The sequence below is a fragment of the Bacillus sp. 05T31 genome (assembly GCF_056396725.1).
In genome coordinates this window covers 1-9,162 of sequence record NZ_JBFTMA010000118.1, presented here as the reverse complement: position 1 = coordinate 9,162, position 9,162 = coordinate 1, and the positions used below count along the sequence as shown (strand labels likewise).

11 protein-coding genes are annotated in these 9,162 nt (G+C 34.0%); 8 read left to right on the top strand and 3 right to left on the bottom strand.

Annotated features, from left to right (window positions below; genetic code table 11):
* Positions 1-191 precede the first annotated feature (191 nt).
* The 6 genes from AC1DJR_RS10275 to AC1DJR_RS10250 all read left to right on the top strand — a co-directional run bounded on the left by AC1DJR_RS10275 (position 192) and on the right by AC1DJR_RS10250 (position 5,265).
* Positions 192-1,013: a peptidoglycan-N-acetylglucosamine deacetylase gene (locus AC1DJR_RS10275; protein ID WP_113770211.1), complete on the top strand. Its 822-nt coding sequence runs from the start codon at positions 192-194 to the stop codon at positions 1,011-1,013.
* Positions 1,014-1,027: 14 nt separating this feature from the next.
* Positions 1,028-1,684 (top strand): YkyA family protein, encoded by a 657-nt coding sequence (locus AC1DJR_RS10270; protein WP_131245729.1) that lies wholly within the window; start codon positions 1,028-1,030, stop codon positions 1,682-1,684.
* 158 nt (positions 1,685-1,842) lie between these two features.
* Positions 1,843-2,523 carry an MgtC/SapB family protein gene (locus AC1DJR_RS10265; RefSeq protein WP_002012374.1) on the top strand — a complete coding sequence of 227 codons (681 nt, stop codon included), beginning with the start codon at positions 1,843-1,845 and terminating at the stop codon, positions 2,521-2,523.
* Positions 2,524-2,600: 77 nt separating this feature from the next.
* Positions 2,601-3,137, top strand: a complete 537-nt coding sequence (locus tag AC1DJR_RS10260; protein WP_477002540.1) for an N-acetyltransferase family protein — start codon at positions 2,601-2,603, stop codon at positions 3,135-3,137.
* 453 nt (positions 3,138-3,590) lie between these two features.
* Positions 3,591-3,797, top strand: a complete 207-nt coding sequence (locus AC1DJR_RS10255; protein ID WP_000113539.1) for an alpha/beta-type small acid-soluble spore protein — start codon at positions 3,591-3,593, stop codon at positions 3,795-3,797.
* Between the two features lie 217 nt (positions 3,798-4,014).
* Complete coding sequence (locus AC1DJR_RS10250) at positions 4,015-5,265, top strand: MFS transporter (protein ID WP_477002541.1); 1,251 nt, start codon at positions 4,015-4,017, stop codon at positions 5,263-5,265.
* Positions 5,266-5,313: 48 nt separating this feature from the next.
* Here AC1DJR_RS10250 and AC1DJR_RS10245 read toward each other — a convergent pair whose 3' ends face one another.
* Positions 5,314-5,931, bottom strand: coding sequence for a LysE/ArgO family amino acid transporter (locus tag AC1DJR_RS10245; protein ID WP_002126952.1), 618 nt, complete (start codon positions 5,929-5,931; stop codon positions 5,314-5,316).
* A gap of 122 nt (positions 5,932-6,053) precedes the next feature.
* On the opposite strand from AC1DJR_RS10245, the gene AC1DJR_RS10240 reads away from it, so the two are divergent.
* Together AC1DJR_RS10240 and AC1DJR_RS10235 are read left to right on the top strand one after the other, a co-directional pair.
* Positions 6,054-7,496, top strand: coding sequence for an aminotransferase-like domain-containing protein (locus tag AC1DJR_RS10240; RefSeq protein ID WP_429688170.1), 1,443 nt, complete (start codon positions 6,054-6,056; stop codon positions 7,494-7,496).
* A 12-nt stretch (positions 7,497-7,508) separates the two neighbouring features.
* Positions 7,509-7,676, top strand: coding sequence for a DUF3933 family protein (locus AC1DJR_RS10235; RefSeq protein ID WP_002086120.1), 168 nt, complete (start codon positions 7,509-7,511; stop codon positions 7,674-7,676).
* 95 nt (positions 7,677-7,771) lie between these two features.
* Here AC1DJR_RS10235 and AC1DJR_RS10230 read toward each other — a convergent pair whose 3' ends face one another.
* On the bottom strand, positions 7,772-8,737 hold the full coding sequence (locus tag AC1DJR_RS10230) for a patatin-like phospholipase family protein (protein WP_477002539.1): 966 nt from the start codon (positions 8,735-8,737) through the stop codon (positions 7,772-7,774).
* An 82-nt stretch (positions 8,738-8,819) separates the two neighbouring features.
* Positions 8,820-8,981, bottom strand: a complete 162-nt coding sequence (locus AC1DJR_RS10225; RefSeq protein ID WP_002012392.1) for a YjcZ family sporulation protein — start codon at positions 8,979-8,981, stop codon at positions 8,820-8,822.
* Positions 8,982-9,162 lie beyond the last annotated feature (181 nt).

Below are 9,162 nucleotides of genomic sequence, written 5' to 3'. Positions count from 1 at the left end.
GTTGTACATAGTGCAATCAAGAATTGGTATGAAAAGAATAAAGAGTTTGTTGAGGCAGGAACAACAATTTTGATAAAACTCCCATTATAATTCATATTTTAGATTGTTTATATAGTGTAATAAAATAAATAGATGTATAATTATATTGGGTGATTTATATATAAGATTAATAGGGAGAGGAATTCGATAGAATGGAAAAGGCTTTTAAAATTAAACGAGTTGCAGTTGTTTCAGTAGCGATTGCAATAGTAGCTATTGGGTATTTCATGTTTCAATCTATTACTTCACCAGCAAAAGCTGTTGCGAAACAAGAAAATGTAGTGCAGCTTGCAAGTGAACAACCGAAAGTTGAAATGAATAAAACGGCACCAAGTCGTTTTAATGGACAGGAAAGAAAAGTTGCTTACCTTACATTTGATGATGGGCCAGGAAAATATACGGCTGAATTATTGAATATGTTAAAACAGCATGATGCGAAGGCGACATTCTTTTTAATTGGTGCGAATGTGAAACAGTTTCCTGATTTAGTAAAACGTGAAAATGCAGAAGGACATTATGTTGGAATGCATAGTATGACACACAATTTTGCGAAGTTATATAAAAATGGCGAGTATGTTAATGAAATGAAAGAAGATCAAGGCTTAATCGCAAATATTATTGGGAAAGCCCCTAAATTAACACGTCCTCCATACGGATCGATGCCTGGTTTAAATGAAGGTCTTCGAAATAAAGTAGTTGAGGATGGTTTAAAAGTGTGGGACTGGACAATTGACTCTTTAGACTGGAAATACAATAAAGTACCAGTKGATGCAGCGGCAGCGCAAATCGCTCAAAATGTATTAGCTGGTGCAACAAAACCGCAAGAAGTCATTTTAATGCATGACATTCACCCGCAATCAGTTGCTGCTGTGCCAGCAATTTTAAAGGGTCTAAAAGAAAAAGGTTATGAATTTGAAGCATATCATGAAGAGAGTCACTTCCCAGTGAACTTCTGGCATGATAACCGTATGTAATGGAGGAATTGAAGTTGAAATATGGAAAAGTAGCAGTTGTTGGAGCATTATCAGTAGGATTATTATCAGGTTGTTTCGGTGAAAAGCCAGAAGAAAATTTACATACGGCTTTTGAAGCAGCAGCGACACAAGAAAAATCTTTAGTTGAGGATACGAAAAAATTAGAGCAATTAGAAAAGCAAGGGCAAGAACTATATTCTCAAATTTTACAAGAAGGTAAAGAACATAATGAAGCAGTTACGAAGAAAATTGAGCAAGCTACTGTAAATGTAGATGAGCGTGAAAAAGTATTGAAAAATGAGAAAGAACTGTTAAAAAAAGCTCAGAAGGAAACGAAATCGGTTCAAAGCAATATAGAGAAGCTTGAAGATAAGAAATTGCAAAAACAAGCAAAAGCAGTAGAAGAATCGTATAAAAATCGTTATGATGCCTTCCAAAAGATGAATGAGAATTACACGAAGGCGTTAGCGACTGAAAAAGAACTGTATGAAAAATTAAAAGTAAAAGAAACGAAGTTAAAAGAAATTGGTGAAAACGTTAAAACTGTTAACGAGTTAAATGTGGAAACGCAAAAGGCGAAAGAACAATTTAATACACATACAAAAGAGTATAATGATAATAAATTAGCATTTTATAAAGATGCACAAATTAAAATTAAAGAACAAAAATAAAGAAAGATCTTAATTATAATAAAAAGCCGGGGAAACATTGTCAAAAATGTTTTTTCGGTTTTTTACTTTAAATGAATAGAAAAGACTGGAATTGATATCATAAAAGAGTTATAGTGAAATATTCGAAGGGAAACATTGTAAAGTAAGGAGAAGGAATTATGTCATATGAATTTTTATTCAAATTAGGTTTAGCACTCTTTTTAGGATTATTCATCGGAATAGATAGGCAGCTAAAGAATAAACCGCTTGGTGTGAAAACAAGTATGGTTATTTCCGTAGCGAGTTGTTTAATTACAATGGTTTCAATTGAATCAGTGAATGTTTATTCTGTACCGGGTCATACAAACATGGATCCAATGCGTCTCGCCGCTCAAATTGTTAGTGGGATTGGTTTTCTTGGAGCAGGGGTAATTTTACGAAGAAATAATGACGTTATTTCAGGATTAACGACAGCCTCTATGGTATGGGCCGCTTCAGCACTAGGTATTGCGATTGGTGCAGGGTTTTATATACAAGCGACGGTTGCTATGATTTTAATTATATTAGCGATTAACGTACTTCCGCAAATTGTGAAAATTGCAGGCCCTTATTCATTAAGACAAAAGGACTTATCTATAAAAATTACCGTAAACAAACATCGAGAGTTAGACGGGATTTTTAAGCAAATTAAAAATTTAAATATGCAAGTGAAACGAGTGAAAATTAAAGATATTGATAATGGGGCATCTCAGCAATTGGAAATGGTCATTTTAGCTCCAGAAGATTTATATACAACTGAATTATATAGTTCTTTAAAAGAAATCGATCATGTTGTTTCAGTAGAAGTTGAAAGTAGATAAAAAGAGTGATGCAAATTCACTCTTTTTTTWATGCATACAAAACATYTTGCTATAATTATTTTCTAAGGGGGATGAGTATGGTGGAGATACATATTAGAARGGCAATRAAAGMTGATATTTCGGCAATTGCRAAAGTGCATGTGGATAGTTGGAAAACAACGTATAAGGGGATATTCTCTAATGAAATTTTAGACAATATAACGTATGACCAACGAGAAAAGCTATGGGAAAGTATATTTCAAAAAGAAGACGGGCATCAATTTAGGTTTGTAGCAGAAACGTTAAATGGTAAAATAATTGGATTTATCGATGGGGGAGTTGAAAGAACAGGTACATATAATTGTGATGGGGAATTATATGCAATATACATTTTACRAGAGTATCAAGGAATGAAGATAGGACAAAGATTATTTCAAGCTTTACTATTTGATTGTAAAAAAGATAATATGCAATCTCTTTTAGTTTGGGTAGTTTCTAATAATCCTTCTAAAAAGTTTTATGAAAAATATAATCCGGAAAAAATTGACACGAAACTTTTAGAAAGACTAAATGTAGAAGAAATAGCATATGCTTGGCGAGATATGGATTGTTTATACAAATCACTATCAATCTAGAAAACGATAATATTATTATGTAAATTTAATTTACGAGAATGAAAAAATACATCAATTATTATATTGGTGTATTTTTTTGCGTACAGATGTAATGCTGATAAAAATCCGAAAGTTTTGTTAGATTATAAATTCTGAAATATATACCAGAATGATTATTATTATCAATTAGAATCATGATTGATAATGAAATTCAATTATTAGAAGTTTTATAAAAATTTTGTTAGTGTTCGTCTAAAAGAGGAGGAGCAGTATGCACCATGCGAAAGATATCTTGAAAGAAGAAATGAAGGTATTAACAAATAGAAAATTAGAAGTAGTAACTTCATAAGATGGAATGATGTAAGAGTCTCGTTTAAGAGACTCTTTTTTTAAAAAAGTAACAATAACCAAAAATTACCATGTATTTAATTTCGAATTTGATACAATTTAATATATATAAGGAGGTGATCGGTAATGGCTAGAAATCGTAACGCTAATCAATTAGCATCACATGGAGCACAAGCAGCTCTAGATCAAATGAAATATGAAATTGCACAAGAGTTTGGTGTACAGCTTGGAGCTGATACTTCTTCACGTGCAAACGGTTCTGTAGGCGGTGAAATTACAAAACGCCTTGTAGCGATGGCAGAACAACAGCTTGGTGGCGGATATACTCGTTAAATGTAGAWGGTTATAGGAGAAAGGAAGGATTCTTCCTTTCTTTTTTATTTTCAATTAATTGGTATGAATATATTGTGAACAGGATTCAAAGAATAGGAGTAATGCTATATTTTACCCAATTTCTTTTGTTGTAAATGGAAAGTAGTAAAGATGAAATAGCCCTGGTGGAATGTAAACATAATTTCCAGCAGGGCTATTATATGGTAAGAAATATATGATGAAAGGTTCCGAAATCAACATGTTAAAAAAAGAAAACTGTTGTTTAATTGCACTTGCATCAGTTCCACTTGTTATGACGTTAGGTAATTCAATGCTTATTCCAATCCTGCCAACCATTGAAAAGAAATTACATATTTCATCCTTCCAAGTATCCATGATTATTACAATTTATTCTATCATTGCAATTATACTTATACCGATTGCTGGTTATTTATCAGATAGGTGGGGAAGAAAGATGGTAATGGTTCCAAGTTTATTAATTGCAGCTATTGGAGGAGCGATAACGGGCTGGGTATCATGGAAAGTTGATAACCCTTACGTTTGGATTCTTGTCGGAAGAGCAATTCAAGGGATAGGTGCTGCTGGTGCTATGCCAGTTGTCATACCATGTGTAGGTGATTTATACAAAGATGAAAAACAGGTTAGTGCAGGTTTAGGAATCATTGAGACGTCAAATACATTTGGAAAAGTATTGAGTCCCATATTAGGATCAGCTCTTGCAGCTATTGTATGGTTCTTACCATTTTGGGCGATTCCAGTTTTATGTKTAATATCGATTGTTTTACTACTGGTACTAGTAAAGGCGAAGAAACAAGAAGAAGAAGYCCCACCACTTAARGAATTTATTCAATCTATTATCTCTACGTTTCGAGAAAAGGGAAGATGGTTAATTGCCATTTTTATACTAGGTGCAATTATTATGCTTATTTTATTCGGAATACTTTTTTATCTGTCAACTATACTGGAGTCGAAGTACGATATTCATGGTATATGGAAAGGGTGTGTACTCGCTATTCCTTTACTTGTACTATCACTTAGCTCATATATGGCTGGTAAAAAAATTGGAGATAAACAAGATATTATGAAAAAGTGTATCTATATTGGATTTTTACTGGCTGCTGCATCTGTCTTCTTACCTTTATTTCTAAAAGGAATCTATTTGCTACTTCTTTGTCTCGTTATTATGGGGGGAGGAATTGGTATGGCGTTACCATGTCTAGATGCTCTTATTACACAAGGGATTGAAAAAGAGCAGAGGGGGACAGTTACGTCATTTTATAGTTCAATGCGATTTATCGGTGTAGCAGCTGGACCACCCCTGTATTCTTTTTTTATGAAAGGGGCAGACCATGAAGTGTTTTATTTAACAAGCATCTTCGCTGCTATTGGTGCTGTCATAGCAATTATTTGGATTAAACCAGCAAAAGATGAAATGATGTTAAAACAGAAACCGGAACCAACTTCATAATGCGAAAGAGAATTGCATGCCAATTACATAACATGCAATTCTCTTTAATTAGTTAGGAAAAACAACTTGTTTTAACATATAAAGTGCGACTCCCCATATGAGTAGCCCTGAAATTTTATTTAATACTATAATCGTTTTTCCTGTTGAGTCAAATCCTTTTAGAAATTTTCCAGCAAAAGCTAAACTAATAAACCAGATCCAAGAAACTATAATTGTTGCAAAAGTGAAAGCCCATTTCTCACTTCCTATGTACTGTATAGAGTTTGTTCCGATTACACCAATTGTGTCTAAAATTGCGTGTGGATTTAGTAATGAAACTGATGCGGCGAAAATAATTTGATTTTTTAAAGGCATGCTTTTTTCTTGTTTTACATCATTTGAAGAATCGCTTCTCCAAATAACCCAGCCCATATACATAAGAAAGAAAAATCCAATCATATACAAGGTGGTTGTTAACCAAGAGAAAGTTAAGAGGACAAGGGAGACACCTTGTACAGCAATTAATATTAATAATGTATCACATATAGATGCAGTCAAGACTACAGGAGCAGCTCGCCAAATATTTGGTTGACTAGCGCCTTGGTTAAAGACGAAAACATTTTGGACACCTAATGGAATGATAAGACCAAATGCAAGGATGATCCCGTGAATAATTGCTTCACTCATCAGATTACCTCCTACTTAATTTGATTAATTATGATAGTCTATATTGTATAGAAGAAATGAAAATTTGTATCCATCCATATGGTTGGATAGGTTACCAACCATAAAATATGTGAGGTGATATAATGGAAAGGCTCGTTTGGAAACCTAATATGTCTTCATCTATTCCTTTGTATAAACAAATAGAATCTTATATAAAAGAGAGAATTGTTAATGGGGAATGGACAATTGGAACTAAATTACCTTCACAAAGAGCTTTGGCGCATGCGTTTGAAGTGAACCGAAGTACAATTGTAATGGCTTTCGATGAGTTAATAGCAAAAGGGTATATTGAGGGGAATGGACGGAAGGGAACAATTGTTATAAAAAATAGTGAGAATACTTCAACATATGCCCCGCCTCCAAACTGGCAGTCTTACGTAGAAACAGGACTTCATTATCCGAATCTTCCTGCTGTACAAGAGATTAATCAAGCTGAATTTACTCCCAATGTAATTCGATTAGGAACAGGTGAACTTTCACCGAGTCTCTTACCTGAGAAAAAGATGAAGGGTATTATTAATAAAATTTTACAATCAAATGTTCCACTTGGGTATGAGGAACCGAAAGGGAATCTCCATTTAAGAGAAAAAATTGCGGAATATTTAAAAGGGCATGGGGTATATGTATCTCCTGACTCTATTTTAATTGTTTCAGGGGCAATTCAAGCATTGCAGCTTATTTCTATGGGGCTTCTTCCGAAAGGAGCGTCAATTTTATTAGAAAAACCATCATATTTATATTCGCTTAATGTATTTCAATCAGCAGGAATGCGCTTGATTGGAATACCAATGAATGAGAATGGTATAAATACTTCATACATTACAAAATATAAGAAACAATTTAACGCATCTATTTTATATACAATCCCATCTTTTCATAATCCGACCAATTTTAGTATGAACGCTAAGAAGAGGGAAGAAGTGATGGAGATATGTAATGAAATTGGATTACCTATTATTGAGGACGCGGTATATCAAGATTTATGGTTCGATGCACCAGTTTCAAAACCTTTAAAGGCATATGATAAAAATGGGATCGTGCTACATATTGGAAGTATGTCCAAAGTCATTAGTCCTGGTTTAAGAATTGGGTGGGTTGTTGGATCAGAATCCGTTATTCAAAGATTAGCAGATATAAAAATGCAAACTGATTATGGTTCAAGTTCTATATCCCAGCAGATTGCAGCGGAGTGGTTTGAAAATGGATTGTATGATGAACATTTACAGTTTGTAAGAAGTGAATTGAAAAAACGTAGAGATTTTATGATAAGTATGTTAGAAAAGTATTGTAGTGGCATTGTAACTTGGCATGAGCCAGCAGGAAGCTTTTACATTTGGCTACATATAAATCTACCAATTTCGAATCGTAGTTTATTTGAAAAAGCTTTACAAGAAAAGGTGTTGTTAAACCCAGGCACTTTGTATGATAGAAGTGCTAACCAATTTTTACGTCTTTCTTATTCCTATGCAACTGTAGAAGAAATTGAAGTTGGAATAAAAAAGATYGCGCAATTAATTAAAATGTAAAAGGAGAAAACCATGAAACAATATGTGATTTGCCAAATGATTGATGGAGATAAATATTTAGCTGCTTATGCGGAGACAAAACAGGATGCAATTGAAAAAGCAGAATTGCTAGGTTTAAGAACTGGAAATCGTTACATAGTAATTACCGCAAAAGAAGCAGAAGGGTTAACTTATCCTTAAATAATGGGAGAGTACATAAGAAGTAAATAAGCCTAATAATGTACTATATTATTAGGCTTATTTACTATTAAAGTGTGACAGGGAAAATAATATAATTATGAGTCAAGTTGACGGAAATACCGATTTGTTTTTCGATCCTGATTTCCGTCTCTATATTCATCAACATATTGTCTGAAGTTCCAGGATTGTAAAAACTTATTAGCTGCATTATAACCAGAGTTATAGRGCCATTCTTTCTCTTCTTTAGTTAGTTGAAAATTAGTACTGGTAATGCTTCCTGTCGGAATTGTAATAGTTCTAGCCTTTGATTCTTTATCTAAATGACGTAAATCATGAGCTTGCATCATCGTTTTAAATAATCCTTTGAACATGGAAATAGGTTCGTCATAGTGGGCGGGATCAGCTTGAATCTCATCTTTTACAAAATGAAATCCAAAGGTAGGCCAGCGAGGAGAAGTCGGTGAATCGAAAATCCAAATTGGGTAATTACTTAAAATACCGCCGTCAACCATATAACAAGGCTGCTTCCATTTTGGTGTTCTCCATTTCACTGGTTCGAAGAAGAAAGGAATGGTTCCACTCATTCTTACTGCTCTAGCGATAGAGAAGCGGTAATTTAAAAATCCGTAGTTTGGTAAGTCATCGGGAAAAATAACCATTTTACCATTGCTTATATCTGAAGCAATAATTTTGAGTTTATTCAAATCGGGTAAGTCTGTAAACAAATGAATTCCTTTTTTTCTAAGCAGGTCTTCTAGCCATTCTTCGAGAAATACATTTGAATAAATACCTAGAGTAGACCAAGCGCTTAATCCTTTACCAATAAAGGGGATTTTATCAAGAAAAGTTTTTTTAGTGAATTTTTCATAATCAATGTCTGTTACAATCGTCTTTAATTCGGAACAAGAATATCCTGCTGCTAGAAGAGCTGCAATAATAGCGCCGGCTGATGTTCCAGCTAAACGTTCCCATTCATATCCTTTTTCGGCTAACGCGCAAATTGCCCCTACATGAGCAATTCCGCGTACACCGCCTCCTTCAAAAACACCATCAATTTTCATTGAACATACTTCCTTTCTAAAAAATGAAAATGGAAAAAAAGCACGTATTGTACGTGCTTTTTTACAATAGTTTTTAAGTTTACTAGCAGCCTACAAAGCCGCCCCAACAGCTAGCTCCGATGATGATTAGAAGGATAAATAAAACGATTAATAAAGCGAAACCTCCATAACCACAACCGCCACCACAACTACCGCCGTAACCRTAACCACCGCCGTAACCGCCGCAACTATATCCGTAACCCATGTGGAATTCCTCCTTAAATTAAAAATAAAAATGAACGAGGGGAAAATGTACTGGAAGAAATAAAGAACTATCGTGTTTGTAGGAACAATGTATACTATGCTTTTTTAAACTTGTTCGCGTACGAGGGATAAGCCCGTTTTTTGGAGGGCTTGTTGAATTTACAATGAATGAAGTATAATCT